Below are 17314 nucleotides of genomic sequence, written 5' to 3'. Positions count from 1 at the left end.
GCAGGATCACTAGCATCTGGCAACGTTGGATAAACATCATCAAACAAACTTACTTTATGCAAGGTTAATCCTGTTTTTAATCCAAAAGCCAATTTGTGTTCGCCTCCTAAATTTAATGTATAAGAGAAATCTGCATACACATTATTCTCCTCTACCGGTCCAATTTTATCCGAGATAACCGATAATCCCATTCCAACATTCTTACCCACTGGAGCATGTCCAAAAAAAGTCGCTGTTGTCGGCGCATCTTCTATCTCAACCCATTGCTTTCTATATAATAATCCCATCGATAAATTCTCCTTACTACCAGCATAAGCCGGATTCATTACACTCATATTATACATGTATTGTGTATAATGAGGATCTTGCTGGGCAAAAGCAACTACACCTATAAATAAAATAACAACTTGAATAATTCTATTTTTCATCTTACTTGCTTTTAATTTTCTTTATTGATATAAACCCAACCCGTTTTAACTTCTCCTGCTGGTAAAGAAACCACATAATAATAGGTACCGTCTGGTAATTCATCTCCTGAATTGGTTTTACCTTCCCATTCATTAGTGTAGTCCGATTTGCTATAAACCTCTACTCCGTAACGATTGAATATCTGAACTTTCTTAGCATTTAATCCTGATAAATTCCAAGTATCATTCAAGCCATCATTGTTTGGAGAAACTCCTTTTGGTATAACACATGGCGATTTATCTACAGTTACAAACTCAATAGTTGTACATGAATTAACAGTAGCTCTTACTTCATAAGTTCCCGATGCTGTAATTACAATCGTTGCCGTTGTTCCAATTAAATTCGATGAACTATCATACCACTCATATGTAGCCGTACCAGTAGCAACCGATGCCGTGATTTCAAAAACAGCTCCGTTACATCCTGAAACCGTTGATACAATAGGTGACGGTGGAACTGAATCAACATTCAATAAAGCTGATGCTGACGAAATACATCCTGTTGAAGAATCTCTTACGATAATTGTATAACTAGTATTTGGTGCAAGACCTGAGAATGTAGTACTACTTTGATAATTATTACCATTATCAATACTATACTCTAAAGTACCTCCTAAAGGTGCAGTTACTACTATTGTACCTGTAGGATCTGGACATGTTGGTTGAACTGTTACACTAGCAATTGCAATTGAAGGTGTATTTAACATCGCTGCAATTGCAAACTGAGCTGTATCTGCCGAAGCACAACTTCCGTTACTTGCTGAAACTACATAATTAGTTCCTATTGTCATGCCCGAGATTATTCCCGTACCATCAACCGTTGGTCCTGAAGGAGTAAACACATAAGTTAATCCTCCAACATAATTGGTAACTGTTGCAAATCCATTTGCCGAACATGTAGGTGCTGTTACACTTACTATTGGTATTGATGGTGTAGCTGGTTGTGCATTTATGGTAATTGAAGTAACTGGTGTAACACAAGAGCCAACATTTGCAAAAAGCTCATAGTTTCCAGGATTTAAACCCGTAAAAACTCCGGTTGCGTTAGTTACAGCAGCAACAACTGGTGAAATTCCAGTTATAGTATAAGTAGTAGTCGCTTCATTTACTGGAGTAGAAACAGTTACTGACCCATTAGCTGATGAACAAGTAGGTTGAATAGCTGTATAAGTTGGAGCCGCAATTGGAGCATCCATGACAGTTACATTTAATGTTGTTTGACAACCATTAGCATCAGTAACCACTACAGAATAATCTCCAGAACACAAACCAGTAGCTGTTTGTGTAATTTGGTTAGCAGCTGCTGCATTCCATAAGTATGAAAAAGGTGCAGTACCATTAGTTGGTGTGGCAGTTGCTGTACCATTACATGAAGATGTAGGTACAAATGGTGGTGTACAAGTAGCATTACAAGCTCCTTGAGTAGAAGTTACAATATTAAAACTCCACGTTGTACCCGCATCTGTAGTACGAGATTGAAACCTACTATCTTGTGCAATACCGCCAATTCTATCAATTGGTCCAGAAGCATTTGCAATTGCTCTGGCTGTTGGTAATGTCCCAGAATATGGGCAAGATAAAGGAGCTGCGCCTGAAGCAATTGTACCAGGTGATGTTGTAAATGAAAGTGTTGCAACACCACTATTAATATTTCTTGAAGGATCCATCCAATACACTGCATCTATGGGTGTACCTGTAGAATCAAATATACCTATCCATCCACCTTCGAAAATTCCACCAGGTAAATACAAACGATTACCAACAAAACCATTAATTAAGTCACTTGGACGTAAATTAGCATTTGAATTAGCTCCTCCAATAGTAAGAAATCCAAGAGGAGGAATTGTAGTTCCAGGTGGTAAAAATAATATAGCTTGTTCAGAAACAGCCCCACTACTTTCATTAGAATAATTAGCTAACATATAACAGCCTAAATCAATAGATTGACAAGGATTTGGATTGTATAATTCTATCCATTCATCACCTGCACTTAAATTGGATCTAGCAACAATAGTATTTCCGCCACTTTTATCAATCATTAATTCATTGATAACAACAGATGGGCCTGTATATGTACATCCTCCCCCTGAAGTACCGCAATTTGAATTATCAGTTGAAGTAATTGTAGCTTGCAAAGGATCCGAAACACTAACAAGTAAAGTAGAAATACTTTGACAAGCACCAGAACCAACAGTATAACTAATTGTAGCAGTTCCAGAACTTACCGCAGTAACAACTCCAGAAGAACTAACCGTAGCGACAGCTGTATTGGATGAAGACCAAGTTCCGCCTGTATCACCATTTGAAGTATAAGACGTTGAGGCATTGGCACATAAAGTCTGATCACCAGTAATCACACCTGCATTTGCAGCACCTATAGTAACAACAGATGAATTTGTTAAACTAACCGTACAACTTGCATCATTTATACTTATTAATTGCATCGTTACAGTAGATGATGGATTAATTATTGTAACAGTAGCATTACCAGATGAATTTAATACAACAGTTTGATTGCTTCCTGCATTTATAGTATATGTTACAGTTGCATTTGGTGTTCCATTTAATGTAAATATTGCATCACCAGAACAAATTGGAGAGTTATTGGATACTGAATTCAAAACTAAAGAAGTGTTAATCGCACAAACACCATTACATGCTTTAGGAGTTCCACCAGTTGAACTTAATCCCCAAGTAGTACTGCCGTCCGTGGCTCTTCTTATCGTTTTTCCAATTACACTTGGCCCTTGAGCTGTTTGACCAAAGTTTCCAGCGTATTCTATACCAGCTATATCTCTTGCTTGAGGCAATGTTGTAGTAGAAGGAGAACAAACAGCTGGAATAGATAAATCATTATCAAAACTGCCACCACATGAAGTACCTGCAGTCAAATCGTTTGCATCATTTTGAGACCAATAAACAGCATCTAATACTACACCTGTTGGACTAGCTAATAATATATATCCACAACCATTTTCTAAATGCCATCTTGATGTTCCAATATGTCTTGATGTTCCAACCAAAGTAGATAAATTAATATCTACATTTGGAGCATTTGCACCACCTATAACTAAAAATCCAAGAGGAGGAATTACAGTGCCAGCTGGTAATGCAAAAGCTGTTTGATTTGAGGCTGAAGTATTCGAACCAAGAATATAACAACTTAAATCAACTGCATTACATGGATCTGGGTTGTATAACTCGATCCATTCAGAACCTGATGATGCAGTATTATACATAGATTGCAAACTTGAATTAGTATTATCACCTCCTAAAGAAGTAGAATAATTAGCACCCGGCATGAACATAATTTCATTAATCAAAACCTGACTAAAAGAACTGCAACTTGAAAATACAATGATTATAAACAATATTTTTTTAATAAAATTCATGATTGAATTAAGTTTTAGTTAATAAATTTGAGAATAATGTAGACGACCTTTTTCAAATAATTTGCTTAAACCATCATATTTTGAGGAAGACTTAAGTATTATTTGTGAAATTGTCAAATTATAGAAGTTTGACGCCTTAAAAAAAACCTTTAAAAAGGAATGAAGTAAATTCAGAAAAGAATATGCATAATTTTTTACCATATAAAAACACATTTATTGAATACTCTCAAATGTATTTTAATGATAAGTTAAAATGTAAAAAATTGAATAGAAATAATAAAATGTAATAAAATGTAATTTATAAAACTATAAAAAACAGATACTTACAAATTAAATCTGGAGTAGATTTTTTAATAGCTGGGAACTATTCTCTTTGATATTTTTGATTTTATCAAACTTTGTTTTAAAATTATTACTATGTTTCGAATCAAAAAAAGGAATAAAACATTCAGAATACTTTAGAATAATTTCTAAAAACGTTTTTTTTGTTAATAACATTTCTTTTTCTTTAATTTCAATTGAATCATTATTAATCAAAAAAGAATACTCTCCATTTTCATTTGCAAATAATAAGTCTTGAGTTAATTTATAATGTGAATTTTTATTAAAATATTCTATCATTCTAAATTTAGCTACTGATATATCGTTATGAAAGAGTAATATATCATTCTTTTTTGCGACTGAAAAAAGTAACCAATATAAAAACGGATGTAACAATTTATTATTCTCAATTTTAACTTCAACAATTTCTGTATTTGACAATTCTAATTTCAGTTTTAAATATGAGTTAAACTTATTTATAAATCCAATCTCTATTGAATCAATTTTGATTACTTTATTTAAAGTTTCAACGGAATCATTTCCTAAACTTTCATCCTGAAATTGAATAGCAGAAATTTGATATTCCAAGGATAAAAAATACATAAAAAATGAAATTATAAATCCAAAATAAAAAATTAAAAAAACGGCTAAAAAAATTGGGTAAAATTGAAATAATAGCTCAGGTAAAATTTTAGATAATGGTAATATAATTTGTGTAGTAGAAAATAACACAAAACTTATTTTAATGAAATTTAATACAACTGAACTTAACTTAAAACCTGATAATGATAAAGACATAATATATCCTAATAAAAGCATACAAGAAATAGACACTAATGCATCTAAAACAACAATACTTATTCGAGATATAAGTCCAAAACTTTCATAAAATTTATCTAAAAAAGTAAAAATAGAAACTATGAATATAAATACTATAAATACAACAGTATACCACTTTTCTCTTTGTTTAATTAATCTAGTTAATTTATTCTCCTCATTCAACAAAGGAAAATATGATATACTAATTAGAAAAATTAAATTACTCACTGATGATATCATTCTATCAACAACTACATAATTCAATGAAAAATCTTGAATTTCAAATAATTTATTTGCAGATATAAATGTTCTGTGAAAAAATGTTAAAGCTATTAATAACAATGCAACATTAGATTCTTTCAAAAAAACATTACTTGTATTTTTACGTTTTATCCAGATATGTATCAAATATATCCCACTTAATAATGAAGTGCCAAATAATACAATAAGATAAAATGTTTTGAAATGCATAAGACTTTTATAAATTACAAGACAAATATATAAATTAATTTAGTATAAAATTTAACCTCTTTTTGTAACATTTTTTCAAATTCAAACTCTTATATTTAGATTTTGAAAACAAGCCTTATGAAAAACAGTTTTTTAGTTGTCCTAACTCTAATAGGAATTCAACAAATCAATGCTCAATTTACACGTCGTGATTCACTTCAAGGTGGTTTGCGTATAGAGAGAACTTCTTATGATGTAAAACGTTATGACTTAAATATTACCATAAATCCAGAACAAAAAAGTATCAAAGGGTTTAATGAAATTACTTTTGATGTCGTAATTCCTTCTCAAAAAATTCAAGTAGATTTATTTGAAAATATGAAAGTGGATTCGATTATTTGGAATTCTAAAAATTTAAAATACAAAAGGGACAACGATGCAGTTTTCATTGATTTCCCAGAAAAATTAGCTTCAAAATCGAATCATAAATTAAAGTTTTATTATTCAGGAAATCCAAGAATTGCCAAAAATGCACCTTGGGATGGTGGTTTTGTATTTTCAAAAGATAAAGCTGATAAAGACTTTATCGCAGTTGCGGTTCAAGGAACTGGAGCAAGTTTGTGGTATCCAGTAAAAGATTCACAAACAGATGAACCAGATAATGGTGCTTCAATCAAAGTAGCTGTTCCAAATGGCCTAATGAATGTTTCAAACGGACGTTTTTTAGGTTCTCAAGATTTGAAAAATGGTTATACTCGTTGGGATTGGGAAGTTAAAAACCCAATTAACAATTACACAATAACGGTAAATATTGCCGATTATGTTCACATTCAGGATAAAATGCCTGATTTGGACTTAGATTATTATGTTTTAAGAGAAAATGAAGCGAAAGCTCGCGAACATTTTATGGAAGTGAAACCGATGATGGAATGTTTTCAGTCGAAATTTGGTCGCTACCCTTTTTGGGAAGATGGCTATAAATTAGTTGAAACACCATATTTAGGTATGGAACATCAAAGTGCTGTTGCTTATGGGAACAAGTATAAAAAAGGCTACATGGGTTATGACCTATCAGGAACAGGTGTTGGTATGTTTTTCGATTATATTACGATTCACGAAACAGGCCACGAATGGTTTGGAAACAGTATTACAAGCATGGATATTGCCGATATGTGGATTCATGAAGGCTTTACAACATACTCTGAAACAGTATTTATCGAATGTATAAAAGGCTATGATGATGCCATGAAATACATTAATGGTCAAGCTAAAAATGTACGAAATGACAAACCTATTATTGGACAATACGGAGTGAATAATGAAGGTTCTGGTGACATGTATTACAAAGGTTCGTTATTATTAAACACGTTAAGACACATTATTGGAGATGATGAAAAATGGTGGAAAATGATTTATGATTATTCAGAAACTTTCAAAAAGAAAATTATTACTTCTGACACCGTAATTGACTACTTTAACAAGGCTTCTGGTACAGATTTAACACCAGTATTTAGACAATATTTGTATACCAATCAGGTTCCTGTATTCATTTATAAAGTAAAAGGCGATTATTTATATTATTCGTGGGATAATGTAAATGAAGACTTCAATATGCCTATTGATATTGGTTTTGAAGACAAAAAAATCAGGTTAAAACCAACATTAAAAGAGCAAAAAATTAAACTAAAAAAACTCAGTAAAAAGAGTTTTCAAATTTACGATAATCAGTTTTATGTTAAAATTAAAGAAGACAATTAGTCTTCTTTTTTTATGTTTTAATATTTTTTAAAGTTTCGGTTCGATTAATCTTTTTGGTTTCTGTTTCAACGAATTCTGTTACAAAAACAATATCTTTTGGTTTTTCAAATTTTTCTAATGCATTAAAGATAGATGTATCTAACTTTTCCATTTTACCTTCAATTACCAAAACTACTTTTGTTCCTAAAATTACATCAGGAAGTCCTGTAATAAAAAAACGATTAGCAATCTGAGTTGCCAACTTAGCTTCAATTTGTTCAGGAAACAATTTGACTCCACCACTATTAATTACATTGTCATAACGACCTAACCATTCAAATTGCTTTTCGCTATGAATTTCTACAATGTCATTGGTAACAATTTTTTCATTTGTTATGCTTGGAGCGTCAATTACCAAGCAATTTCTATCATCTGTAGCAATTGAAACATGTTCCAAAACATTAAAATACTCCTCACCTATTTTTTTTGCAGCAATATGCGTAATGGTTTCTGTCATTCCATATGTTTCATAGATTTCAGATTTTACATCTTTTAACTTTAATGCTAATTCATCCGAAACTTTAGCTCCACCAATAATTATTTTTTTAATTTGATTTAGTTTTTCAATGCTATTTTCAGCTTGAAACGGAACAATAGCAACAAAATCATAACATTTATCTACTAATAAATCATCTAAATGTGAACTCGGTGCCATAATATCTAACTCTAAACCAAGCAACATAGCACGAACAATCATCATTTTTCCTGCAATATAACGTGCTGATAAACACAACAAAGCTTTATCTTTAGGATGCAAATCGAAAAAGTTTCCAGTAGCAATTGCAGAATTTACCATTGCTTCCTTGTTTATTGTGATGATTTTAGGCGCTCCGGTTGTTCCTGAAGTAGTTAATTGTATGGTTTCTTTATCGTCTAACCAATCTAATAAAAATTCACCTAACTCTTTTTCATAAACCTCTCCCTCCTTTATAAAAATGTAAGCCAATTGAAAAAGCGCTTCTTTATCTAAATGAACTCCATTTATTTTGAAACGATTGTGAATGTTTTTATAATTTGGAATCATTTGTTATAGTATCTAATTCATTAGTTACAATTAATTTACCTGTTAATTTTTCTTTCCAATTTTTCCAATTGTACATCTTCGAAAAAATAAAAAGTAAAATAGGAAATATTACGAAGACTGGTGTTAAAACATCAAATCCCGCTGATGGTTCTGATACATCTTTTAAAATTGAATTGGTTTGAAACGCTGTCCAATCTGCAGTAACAAGAAGTGCTCCTATTAAATTATTTGCTGCATGAAATCCTAAAGCTAATTCTAAACCTTCATCCATTAAAGTCATAATACCTAGGAAAAAACCCGTTCCAATGTAATATACCATTATGATGTAACCAATTTTTCCTACCTCTGGATTGGCAATATGCATTAAACCAAATAAAACCGAAGTCACAATCAAAGGAATTAATCTGCTGTTAGTGGCTAAACCAATTCCTTGCATCATATGTGCTCTAAAAAGATATTCTTCAAAGCTAGTTTGCATTGGGACTAAAATTATTGCCAGAATTAAAAAAATGAAAAACTTTTCGGGTTTAAAATTCCAAACAAAATTTTCGGGTTGGGTGTAATAAAGTGCGAAAATCATGGCAGTTGTAATACTTCCCCACAAGAAAAATGAGAAAAAAACACGTTTCCAATCTACTTTAGCTCTCGATGTAGTTAAACTTTTTAAAGTTTGTCCTTGTACAAATTTAACCCAAAAAAGAACTAACAATAAACCAAAAGCAAGCGGACCCACTAACACTACAAAAGTTAAATTAACGCCTATCATGCTTATAGTCTGCTGAATAACTTCATTTGTATCTACACCATCAGACATAATGAAGTTGAAAAACATCAATAAAATGAAACCCAAAGGAATTGGTAAATAAGAAAATAAGTTAACTTTTTTAGATTTTAATTGTTCGATATACATACTTTTTAAACGAATTAAGTTTGCTACTAAAGTACTATTTTTTATTTCTTTGTGAAAAATAAAATTATGATAACCATTTACCATAACCCAAGATGTACCAAATCGAGAGAAGGTTTGTGCGAAATTGAAAACTTAAATCAACCTTTTGAAATACGAAAATATCTTGACGAACCTTTTACAAAAGTAGAGCTAGAAGAAGTAATTAAAAAACTAAACATAAGCCCTATCGAATTGGTTAGAACTAAAGAAAGTATCTGGATTGAAAACTTCAAAGGAAAACAATTAAGCGATGCTCAAATAGTTCAAGCCATGCTTGAAAATCCAAAATTAATAGAACGTCCAATAATTATAAATGGTGATAAAGCCATTATTGCAAGACCAAAAGAAAAGATTAACGAAATCATTAAATAGTTTAACAAAGATTTAGCATTTAACGGCTAAACCAAAAGTTACTTTTGTAGTCCTATTTGCAAAAAAATATTTATGATAAAGAAAAATTTTATTTTAGTACTAACCATTCTAGTGAGTTTATCAGCTTTTGCACAACGACCAGAAGGAAAAAAAATTACCATTTCTGGAAAAGTAATTGAAAAGGGTACTGATCTCCCTTTAGAATATGCCACTATCGTTTTTGAAAACGCTACAACCAAACAACTTTCTGGTGGAATTACAGATGAAAATGGTAATTTTAAATTTGAAGTTACTTCAGGAAATTACAATGTAAGAGCTGAATTTATTTCTTTCAAAAGTGTAACTATTCCACAAAAAGAATTCACAACTGACGTAAATTTAGGAACAATCCAAATGGCTGCTGATGTGGCTCAGTTAAATGAAATTGAAGTTATTGCTGAAAAATCTACAGTTGAAATAAAACTTGATAAAAGAGTATACAACGTAGGTAAAGACATGATGGTTAAAGGCGGTACCGTAAGTGATGTACTTGACAATGTTCCATCTGTAACTGTTGATGCTGAAGGAACAGTAGCATTAAGAGGAAATGAAAGTGTGAAAATTTTAATTGACGGAAAACCTTCTGGTTTAGCTGGAATTAATATTGCTGATGCCTTAAAATTGTTACCTGCAGAATCTGTTGAAAAAGTGGAAGTTATAACTAATCCATCGGCTCGTTATGACGCTGAAGGTGGTGGTGGTATTATTAATATTGTTCTAAGAAAAGGAAAAGCAAATGGTGTTAATGGTTCTGTAATGGTTAATGTGGGTGATCCTGAAACGTATGGAACGAGCATTAATTTGAATAAGAAAAGTGATAGCTACAACCTATTCTCAAACTTCGGATATAATTACAGAAACAATCCAGGAAATTCGTTGGTTGATGCCGAGTATTTTAATCCCGATGGTTCAACGAGAAGTTTTATTGAAGAAAGAAGAACTAACGATAGAGAAAGGGAGGGATACAATGCCAATTTTGGTATTGATTTAAATTTGTCTAAATCTTTAACTTGGACAAATGCGTTAACTTTTAGAGAGAATAATGGTAAAAACCCTGATGACGTTTATTTTAATTATTTTGATGCTTCTAACAACCCAACAGATGTTAGAAATCGTTTAAACGATCAAAAAAGTGACGAATTTAGTATTGAATATTCATCAAACTTTACTAAAAACTTTAAAAAAGAAGACCACAAACTAACTATTGATTTAGCTGTTTCCCAAAATAGAGAAAACGAATTTGCAACTATAACAGATCAATATCTTGGTGATCCATCTTCTTTAGAATTACAAGAAACCTCTAATAAACAAAAGCAACAAAGGAATTTAATTCAAGCTGATTATGTGTTGCCTATTGGAAAAAGTGGTCGTTTTGAGGCTGGATATAGAGGAAGTTTCTTAAACAATTTAACTGGATTTGTAGTTTCGGATGATTCTGATTTTTCTAGCACTTTAGAATATATAGAAAATGTAAATGCATTTTACACGCAGTATGGTTCTAAAATCAATAAATTCTCTTACTTTTTAGGATTAAGATTTGAAGATAGTAAAATAGAAGTGAATTCGCTATTAGAAGATAATTACAACACAAAAAAATACAATAATTTTTTCCCATCAGCTACAGTAAATTATGAATTTTCAGAATCTAGTTCTGTTAGTTTGAGTTACAGTAAAAGAATTAATCGTCCTAGAGGTCGTTTCTTAAATCCTGTTTCTTCATTATCAAGTAACATTAATATCTTTCAAGGAAATCCAGATTTAGACCCTTCAATGACTGACGCAATTGATTTAGGCTATTTAAAAAAATGGAATAAATTAACATTCAATACATCGGCTTATATAAATGTAACTAACGAGTCTTTTCAATTTATTAGAAAAGAATCTGGATTATTTGTAGATGGTGTTCCTGTAATTCTAAGCACTCCAATTAACTTAGCAAAACAATATAGAGCTGGTTTTGAGTTTAATTTAAACTATACTCCTTACAAATGGTGGAGATTGAATGGAAACTTTAATGCATTTAGAAATGAAACTCAAGGTGATTATTCTTATGTTGATTATTTAGGAAATACAATAAATCAGAATTTTGATAATGTTGCTTTAACTTGGTTTGCAAGAATTACATCTAAAGTTACATTACCATTTAAAATTGATTGGCAAACTAACGGAACTTACAATGCTCCACAAACAAACGCTCAAGGTAAATCGTTAGGTGTAGCTTCTATGAACTTAGCCTTTAGCAAAGATTTCTTAAAAGACAAAGCAAGTCTTTCATTAAATATTAGCGATGTTTTTAACTCTAGAAAAAGAATTTCAGAAACTGAAATTCCAAATGTTGTTAGTTCGTACAGCGAAATGCAATGGAGAGAAAGACAAGTTATGCTAACCTTTACATATCGTTTTAACAAAAAGAAAAACGAAAGAGAAAGACAACCTAGAGAAGATAATGGTGGTGAAGGCGATTTTATGGGAAAACCATAAATTGCAAAACCCGAATAATAAAAAAAGTCCCGATTGTTTCGGGACTTTTTTATGATAAAAAGTAAAATTTAAAATCTTACTCTTCTTTGTTTTTGTTTCTTTTCTCTTTAATCAATTCTATGATAGCTCCGCCCAACCAATAGTGAACAAATCCTACTAAGAATATCATCAACCAAAAACCAATAGTTAATATGGTTAAGAAAAGTAAAAAACCTAGGTACTGTTGAAATTCAAACATAATATTTTCCGGAATTTATGAATTCACGTCAAAGATAATAGTAATATTTATTTTTGACAATAGAATCTTAATTATTTTTAGCTAAAACCACTTTTTGATTTTAAAATAAATAAACATTACTGCAACAACGGACAACATAATTCCCCAAATAATAAAATAGCCATACTGCCACTCCAATTCGGGTAAATTCTTAAAGTTCTGACCATAAACCCCTACGATGAAAGTTAAAGGTAAAAAGAACATCGAAAGCACCGTTAAAGTTTTCATTACTTGGTTCATCTTATGGTTCTGTGCCGAAAAAAAGTAATTAGATGTACTATCTAAAGTGATTAAATCAGAATCAATTTGTTCCAATAATTCCAGACATTTTTGATGTAATCTTGAAAAAAACGTGAAATTTTCAGATTGTAAATCGTTAAAAACATTATCGTCTTTGATACTTTTAATCGAATATAAAGAATCACGCAATGGAATAATAGAGCGTTTCAAAAAGTTAAAATTATCGCGATGTTTTTCAATCAACTCTAAAACTTCTGGATTGGTATTAATTTTTGCTAAATCAATCAATTCATCCACCTTATTTTCCTCACTTTCAATGGTAATATAAAAATTTTCGATAATTGCATCTAACAACAAATACAGTAAATAATCTGCTCTTTTAGTTCGTACAACACCCGAATTGGTTCTAATACGTTCTCTAATGTGCGTAAAGAAATCGCTTCTCTTTTCTTGAAAAGAAATTAAAACATTATCCTTCAACAAAAAACTAATTTGCTCAACACTAATATTATCTGACTTTTTTAAAGGTAAAAGCGACTTAACATTAAAAAACAAAACATTATGATATTCTTCTACTCTTGTTCGTTTTGTCGTGTTCAAAATATCACTAATGATAAAATGATCCGCTTCAAACTTCGCTCCCACTTTTTCTATAAAAGTATGATTATTTAAACCGTGAATATTAATCCAATTTACTTTTAAAGCATCAATATTAGCATCTAAGTCATGAGGTTCACATTGTTGAAATTCGACAACTTCATCAGTATCATATACAAACATTTGCATTTCTGTTGGCATATCTATATAAATACCAGTATACTCAAGCGAACTCGTATGAACTTTTCTACCTTTTTTATATTTTATTTTTCTCAAAACAAACAAATTTTATATAAAGATAGGAGTTTTTAAAAATGAGAAGTATTTTTACTGAAATTTATTTTTTGATGAAAACATTATTTATCAACATAAAAGAACTACTACAAGTTCGAGATAATCATATCGATAAAGTTTCGGGTTCAGATATGGCAATTTTACCTAAGATTGATAACGCCTATTTAGTAATCGAAAACAATATCATTTCCGATTTTGGTCCAATGGAAAATTGCCCAAAACTTTCAGATATTGAAATCATTGATGCAAGCGGACAAGTTATTTTACCTACTTGGGTAGACAGTCACACTCACATTGTATACGCAGGAAATAGAATTCAGGAATTCGTAGATAGAATTAATGGTTTGTCGTATGAAGAAATCGCTAATCGTGGTGGTGGAATCTTAAATTCGGCTAAAAAATTAAATGAAACTTCTGAAGACGAAATTTACGAACAATCAAAATTACGTTTAGAAGAAGTCATGCAACAAGGAACGGGTGCAGTCGAAATTAAATCGGGTTACGGATTAACGGTCGAAGGCGAATTGAAAATGTTACGTGTAATCAAACGTTTAAAAGAAAATTATCCGATTGCGATAAAAGCTACGTTTCTTGGCGCTCATGCTTTTCCTATGGAATACAAAGAAAATCATACATCTTATATCGATTTGATTATCAACGAAATGTTACCCAAAATTGCTTCCGAAAATTTAGCGGATTATATTGATGCTTTCCTTGAAACGGGTTACTTCTCAGTAGATGAAACCATAAAAATCATGGAAGCCGGAAAAAAATACGGTTTAGAACCAAAAATTCACGTCAACCAATTTACCGCTATCGACGGAATCAAAGCCTGTGTTGAAAATGGAGCATTATCAGTCGACCATTTGGAAATTGTAACCGATGAAGATATTGAAGTGTTGAAAAAAAGTAAAACAATGCCAGTAGCATTACCAAGTTGCTCTTATTTTATCAGCATTCCATATACACCTGCAAGAAAAATGATGAATGCAGGTTTACCGTTTGCACTAGCAACCGATTACAATCCTGGCACTACTCCATCTGGAAACATGAATTTTGTAGTGGCAACGGCTTGTATTAAGATGAAAATGACACCTGAAGAAGCTATCAATGCGGCAACTATCAACGGAGCTTATGCCATGGGAATTTCCGAAACTCACGGAAGTATCACAAAAGGAAAAAAAGCAAATCTTATCATTTCAAAACCCATCAACAGTTTTTACCAATTGCCTTATGCTTTTGGTACGAATTTAATTGATAGAGTAATGATTGAAGGAAAATTTATTTAATATGTTAAAAACAATATTATTAGTAGGAATTGGAGGAGCAATTGGAAGTATTTTTCGATATGTAACTCATTGGGCTACCACAAAATATTTTCAAGGTTCATTTCCGCTCAGTACTTTTTTGGTTAATATTTTAGGAAGTTTATTAATCGGATTATTCATTGGCTATTTAGGAAAACATTTCCCAGAAAATCATCCTTTAAAATTCTTATTGATTGTTGGTTTTTGTGGAGGATTCACCACTTTTTCAAGTTTTGCTTTAGAAAACTATAATTTACTTCAAAACAATCAACAAATCACAGCTTATATCTATATGGCAAGTTCTATAATCTTAACTATTTCAGCAGTTGGATTAGGAAGTTATTTAGCTAAATATCTATAAAAAAAGTCCAATGAAATTACTTTCATTGGACTTTTAAAATTTTAATAAACGAATTATTTCAATTCGAAACTTGTTTTAGAAACTAATTCAGCATTTTTATCAAATACGTTTACGAAGTAAGTTCCTTTAGCAAAATCTTTTCCTGGTACTTCTTCATTCACTTGAACTGTTTTATTTTCATATTTTACAGTTGATACAAAACTATATGTTAAGGTTTTGTCTCCAGTAGGAATAGTTTTCTTTTCACCTAAAATATTACTTTTGCTATCAATAATTTGGACATAATATTCCCTTGCTCCTGTTTTTGCAATTTGATTTTCAGCAATTAAGAAACTTACTTTTAAAACATCAGCTCTACTTGCTTTATCTGTTTCAATTTGTTTTCCTGAACTTCTTTGTTTAACTGCTAAAACTTTTAAGTTTAAAACCGCTAATTTAGAACCTTTTTCAACAGTTTTAGTTAATCCTTCATTTTGAGTTAATAAAGTATCGTTGAATTTTTTTGCATCGGTTAAAACTACATTTGTACTATCTAAACTAGAAGTTAAAGCAACATTTTGCTCTTTTAAAACTTTGTTTTCAGCTACTAAATTATCCATTTCTCTTTTTAAACGGAAGTACTCATTTTTGTACTTTGCCATTGCAGCAACATCACCTTTCGATTTTTCTACTTGCTCTAACAAAGCTACCATTTTAGCTTGTTCTGCTTGTAATTCGTCTTTTAATGCCGTATTATCAGCAATCATAGTGTCATACTCAGCAATTTTAGCTTTTAATTCTTCCGATAACGTATTTTTTTCAGTTGTTAATGTGTTAACTGTTTCTTTAGTATCTGCAGTTAGTTTATAAATATAGCCTACACTTCCTAATAAAAGTAAGGCTAATACTACTACAGCAGCTTTTAGTCCAGAATTGTTTGATTTGTTTTCCATTTTTTGGTTTGATTCAGTTATTTATAAGTTTTTTCAAAAATACACTTTTTAAAGTATTTTCTAAATTTTAAACGAAATTTATTTAAAAATAGTACTTTTGATTGCATTTATGAATTTTATGGAGAATATAACACTTTTAAGCCAAAACGAATTAGCCAAAATAACCAACCACAGAAGTGGTGAAATAAAATTTGGAGAAAAAATTATTACTATACCAAAAGATGCTGATATTGTTGACTTTATAACTAATAGTGAAGCTAAATTTGTACTTTTTGGAATCCCAGAAGATATTGGTGTTAAAGCTAATTTAGGAAGAATTGGTGCTGCTTCAGCTTATGAAAGCGCATTACAAAGCTTGGCTAATATTCAACATAATAAATTCTGTAAAGGAAGTAATTTACTAATTTTAGGCAAATTAAATGTAGAAGAACTTCTAGAAAAAGCACAAAATTTAGATTCTAACAACAAAGAACATCGCAAAGAATTATTCAAATTAGTTGAACAATTAGATATTGAAGTATCTCATGTAGTTCATAAAATTTGTACAGCAGGTAAAATACCAATTATTGTTGGTGGTGGACACAACAACGCTTATGGAAATATAAAAGGATTAGCATTAGCGAAAGGAAAACCTGTAAACGCCATAAATTTTGATGCACATACCGATTTCCGAATTCTTGAGGGAAGACACTCTGGAAACGGATTCAGTTATGCTTATGAAGATGGTTTTCTAAAAAAATATTTCGTTTTTGGATTACACGAAAACTTCGTTTCAAAAAGCGTATTCAATACTTTGAAAGAATTAACTACGAGAATAAAATTCGTAACCTATGAAGAAGTTGAGGTTAAACGTGAAAAAAACTTCGAAACCGAATTAGACAATGCGCTTAATTTTATTAAAAACGAACCTTTTGGTATTGAATTAGATTTAGATGCGATTCCTAATATTCCTTCTAGCGCTATGACTTTGAGTGGTTTTAGTGTAGATAAAGCACGTCATTTTACTTACTTTTTTGGAAAACATCAAAATGCTTCTTATTTCCATATTTGTGAAGGTGCTCCTGAGCTTGACGATTCTAAAAACAATCATTTAACTGGTAAATTAATCGCTTCATTAATTACCGATTTCATGAAGGCTAAAATCGGGTAAAAAACAACTTCCCTAAAATAACACTATCTTTGTACCCTATCGAAA

At 30.9% G+C, this 17314-nt stretch carries 14 protein-coding genes; 6 read left to right on the top strand and 8 right to left on the bottom strand.

What is annotated here, in order from left to right; all coding sequences use genetic code 11:
* The 3 genes from GFJ94_RS12555 to GFJ94_RS12545 all read right to left on the bottom strand — a co-directional run.
* Window positions 1-428 (bottom strand): PorP/SprF family type IX secretion system membrane protein (locus GFJ94_RS12555; RefSeq protein ID WP_153201871.1); only part of this gene is annotated, 428 nt, incomplete at its 3' end.
* 11 nt (window positions 429-439) lie between these two features.
* Window positions 440-3859, bottom strand: a complete 3420-nt coding sequence (locus GFJ94_RS12550; RefSeq protein ID WP_153201870.1) for a gliding motility-associated C-terminal domain-containing protein — start codon at window positions 3857-3859, stop codon at window positions 440-442.
* Between the two features lie 330 nt (window positions 3860-4189).
* Entirely contained in the window at window positions 4190-5470 is a 1281-nt protein-coding gene (locus tag GFJ94_RS12545; RefSeq protein ID WP_153201869.1) for a hypothetical protein, read from the bottom strand.
* A 117-nt stretch (window positions 5471-5587) separates the two neighbouring features.
* Between GFJ94_RS12545 and GFJ94_RS12540 the strand changes: the two genes are divergently transcribed.
* Window positions 5588-7207, top strand: coding sequence for a M1 family metallopeptidase (locus tag GFJ94_RS12540; RefSeq protein ID WP_153201868.1), 1620 nt, complete (start codon window positions 5588-5590; stop codon window positions 7205-7207).
* A 10-nt stretch (window positions 7208-7217) separates the two neighbouring features.
* Here GFJ94_RS12540 and GFJ94_RS12535 read toward each other — a convergent pair whose 3' ends face one another.
* Both GFJ94_RS12535 and GFJ94_RS12530 read right to left on the bottom strand, forming a co-directional pair.
* Window positions 7218-8270, bottom strand: coding sequence for an AMP-binding protein (locus GFJ94_RS12535; RefSeq protein WP_153201867.1), 1053 nt, complete (start codon window positions 8268-8270; stop codon window positions 7218-7220).
* Window positions 8254-9180: a CPBP family intramembrane glutamic endopeptidase gene (locus GFJ94_RS12530; RefSeq protein ID WP_153201866.1), complete on the bottom strand. Its 927-nt coding sequence runs from the start codon at window positions 9178-9180 to the stop codon at window positions 8254-8256. The genes GFJ94_RS12535 and GFJ94_RS12530 overlap by 17 nt, the downstream gene beginning before the upstream one ends.
* Window positions 9181-9246: 66 nt before the next feature.
* Between GFJ94_RS12530 and arsC the strand changes: the two genes are divergently transcribed.
* Together arsC and GFJ94_RS12520 are read left to right on the top strand one after the other, a co-directional pair.
* Window positions 9247-9591: an arsenate reductase (glutaredoxin) gene (gene arsC / locus GFJ94_RS12525; RefSeq protein WP_153201865.1), complete on the top strand. Its 345-nt coding sequence runs from the start codon at window positions 9247-9249 to the stop codon at window positions 9589-9591.
* Window positions 9592-9663: 72 nt separating this feature from the next.
* Window positions 9664-12111: an outer membrane beta-barrel family protein gene (locus GFJ94_RS12520; RefSeq protein WP_153201864.1), complete on the top strand. Its 2448-nt coding sequence runs from the start codon at window positions 9664-9666 to the stop codon at window positions 12109-12111.
* A gap of 76 nt (window positions 12112-12187) precedes the next feature.
* On the opposite strand, the gene GFJ94_RS12640 is transcribed toward GFJ94_RS12520, so the two are convergent.
* Together GFJ94_RS12640 and corA are read right to left on the bottom strand one after the other, a co-directional pair.
* Window positions 12188-12349 carry a hypothetical protein gene (locus tag GFJ94_RS12640; protein ID WP_203228662.1) on the bottom strand — a complete coding sequence of 54 codons (162 nt, stop codon included), beginning with the start codon at window positions 12347-12349 and terminating at the stop codon, window positions 12188-12190.
* Between the two features lie 81 nt (window positions 12350-12430).
* On the bottom strand, window positions 12431-13501 hold the full coding sequence (gene corA, locus GFJ94_RS12515; protein ID WP_153201863.1) for a magnesium/cobalt transporter CorA: 1071 nt from the start codon (window positions 13499-13501) through the stop codon (window positions 12431-12433).
* A 71-nt stretch (window positions 13502-13572) separates the two neighbouring features.
* On the opposite strand from corA, the gene hutI reads away from it, so the two are divergent.
* Together hutI and crcB are read left to right on the top strand one after the other, a co-directional pair.
* Entirely contained in the window at window positions 13573-14808 is a 1236-nt protein-coding gene (gene hutI / locus GFJ94_RS12510) for an imidazolonepropionase (RefSeq protein ID WP_153201862.1), read from the top strand.
* Window position 14809: 1 nt separating this feature from the next.
* Entirely contained in the window at window positions 14810-15187 is a 378-nt protein-coding gene (gene crcB, locus GFJ94_RS12505; protein WP_153201861.1) for a fluoride efflux transporter CrcB, read from the top strand.
* A gap of 53 nt (window positions 15188-15240) precedes the next feature.
* On the opposite strand, the gene GFJ94_RS12500 is transcribed toward crcB, so the two are convergent.
* Window positions 15241-16119 carry a hypothetical protein gene (locus tag GFJ94_RS12500; protein WP_153201860.1) on the bottom strand — a complete coding sequence of 293 codons (879 nt, stop codon included), beginning with the start codon at window positions 16117-16119 and terminating at the stop codon, window positions 15241-15243.
* A gap of 118 nt (window positions 16120-16237) precedes the next feature.
* Between GFJ94_RS12500 and GFJ94_RS12495 the strand changes: the two genes are divergently transcribed.
* Complete coding sequence (locus tag GFJ94_RS12495; RefSeq protein WP_153201878.1) at window positions 16238-17269, top strand: formimidoylglutamase; 1032 nt, start codon at window positions 16238-16240, stop codon at window positions 17267-17269.
* The last annotated feature ends 45 nt before the right edge of the window (window positions 17270-17314 follow it).

The sequence above is a fragment of the Flavobacterium sp. LMO8 genome (assembly GCF_009495755.1).
Taxonomy (GTDB): Bacteria; Bacteroidota; Bacteroidia; order Flavobacteriales; family Flavobacteriaceae; genus Flavobacterium.
Note: the sequence above shows the minus strand (reverse complement) of the source record. Positions and strands in the feature narration are given on the sequence as shown.

Coding starts and splice junctions, on each gene's coding strand:
- GFJ94_RS12535 (WP_153201867.1), bottom strand. CDS start 8,270: ATGATTCCAAATTATAAAAACATTCACAATCGTTTCAAAATAAATGGA.
- GFJ94_RS12530 (WP_153201866.1), bottom strand. CDS start 9,180: ATGTATATCGAACAATTAAAATCTAAAAAAGTTAACTTATTTTCTTAT.
- GFJ94_RS12640 (WP_203228662.1), bottom strand. CDS start 12,349: ATGTTTGAATTTCAACAGTACCTAGGTTTTTTACTTTTCTTAACCATA.
- GFJ94_RS12500 (WP_153201860.1), bottom strand. CDS start 16,119: ATGGAAAACAAATCAAACAATTCTGGACTAAAAGCTGCTGTAGTAGTA.
- GFJ94_RS12520 (WP_153201864.1), top strand. CDS start 9,664: ATGATAAAGAAAAATTTTATTTTAGTACTAACCATTCTAGTGAGTTTA.
- GFJ94_RS12545 (WP_153201869.1), bottom strand. CDS start 5,470: ATGCATTTCAAAACATTTTATCTTATTGTATTATTTGGCACTTCATTA.
- hutI (WP_153201862.1), top strand. CDS start 13,573: ATGAAAACATTATTTATCAACATAAAAGAACTACTACAAGTTCGAGAT.
- GFJ94_RS12550 (WP_153201870.1), bottom strand. CDS start 3,859: ATGAATTTTATTAAAAAAATATTGTTTATAATCATTGTATTTTCAAGT.
- GFJ94_RS12495 (WP_153201878.1), top strand. CDS start 16,238: ATGGAGAATATAACACTTTTAAGCCAAAACGAATTAGCCAAAATAACC.
- crcB (WP_153201861.1), top strand. CDS start 14,810: ATGTTAAAAACAATATTATTAGTAGGAATTGGAGGAGCAATTGGAAGT.
- GFJ94_RS12540 (WP_153201868.1), top strand. CDS start 5,588: ATGAAAAACAGTTTTTTAGTTGTCCTAACTCTAATAGGAATTCAACAA.
- arsC (WP_153201865.1), top strand. CDS start 9,247: ATGATAACCATTTACCATAACCCAAGATGTACCAAATCGAGAGAAGGT.